This window comes from Fimbriimonadaceae bacterium (assembly GCA_019638775.1).
GTDB lineage: Bacteria > Armatimonadota > Fimbriimonadia > Fimbriimonadales > Fimbriimonadaceae > JAHBTD01.
In genome coordinates this window covers 1-1,342 of sequence record JAHBTD010000102.1, presented here as the reverse complement: position 1 = coordinate 1,342, position 1,342 = coordinate 1, and the positions used below count along the sequence as shown (strand labels likewise).

General features: G+C 56.9%; 1 protein-coding gene. It reads left to right on the top strand.

Annotated features, from left to right (window positions below; all coding sequences use genetic code 11):
- Positions 1 to 708: 708 nt before the first annotated feature.
- The gene (locus tag KF784_20250) at positions 709 to 1,260 is read left to right on the top strand and encodes a hypothetical protein (GenBank protein MBX3121388.1); all 552 of its coding nucleotides are present in this window, start codon (positions 709 to 711) and stop codon (positions 1,258 to 1,260) included.
- The last annotated feature ends 82 nt before the right edge of the window (positions 1,261 to 1,342 follow it).

Genomic DNA, 1,342 nt, shown 5'->3' with positions numbered 1-1,342 from the left:
GGATGGCGCATTCGGCGTCGTCATAATGCGATGGATCAATCCGGCAATCGGTCTCTTCGTTCGCTGCGTGCGACTCTAACGCGCGACCAATGATCGCATGCCTCCGCACGCAGGTATGTTTGTCCACTGTGTCTCGCCTCCCCCGCCATGACGACGCCGAATGCGCCATCCCTCACACCCCTGCCAAGAAGGAGAGGGGAGCGGCCCAGGCGCCCTCCTTGCTCGCAGAACGCGCACGATGAAACGGTGCTCGTCCGATGCGCGCAGTGGGAGGGCCGCCCTCGCCACTCACCGAATAAGCGACAGAGGTTCTGCGCAGCAGCCGGTGCAGCTGCTGCGTCTCTCCATCCTTGCCATGCCGACGCCGAATGCGCCATTCCTCACACCCCCGCGAGGAAGGGGAGCGGGCGGGCGGGCCATCCTTCTTGCTCGCGCAACGCGCGGCCTCGGAAGGCCCTCGTTGGACGGGCGCAGTGAAGGACGATCCAGCCCGCCACTCTGAATGAAGGAATGCTGTTGAGTGGCGGAACGTTGCAGGAACCGCACTGGGTGTGTATCTGCCAAGCAGGTATACTCCGACCACTATCTTTCCATCCCAGCCATCGCAACCTGCGAACTGCCTCTCATGCTTGTGTGGTCGAAGAGACAGCCTGGGCAAAAACGAGAGGTCTGTGCGCACCAAGGTTTGAGGATCTAAGAAACATCTCTGTGAGACGTATTCACAATATTCTGCTCGGACTGGTCCTTCTTGTGAGTCTCCCCGGTTGTGGAGTGGCCGACGGAACAGGGTATTTGAGAATCGAGGGCTACGTACTCGATAAAGAAGATCGTCCCATCTCCGATTGCGATGTCTGGATTCGTGTTCAGCCGGGCGAGCTAGCAGACGAAGCGCTACGTACGGATTCCGAAGGTAAGTTTGTTCTTCGGCGGGGCGGAGGCGTTGGTGGCCTTGTGATTCTTCCCGTGGCGCTCATCGTGGCTCCCATAGGCGGAATAGTGGCGGCAATTGGCCCCTGGAGCTATAGCGAAGTGAATGAGTTGTTCAGTCCTGCTTACTTGATTGGGGAAAGCTGCCTTTCTCACCCGACAGAAATTCGAGTCCATGTGAGTGAAAATGGAGGGGCAACTACGTTTTCGAAGGAGGAAATCGTGAAACGCCTGTACAAAGGAAAAGAGTTCCCACAGGCTAAGGGTTGTACGCGAGTTTATGAACTTGGTCAGTTTAAGGATACCTCCTTCGTCGACCGCTCACCTCAATAATGTCTGCTCCTGTGCGTGCCGAGCATATGCCTTCGTCTATCATCATGGTTTGGTAGAAAGGATCAGATGCACACCATTCTCT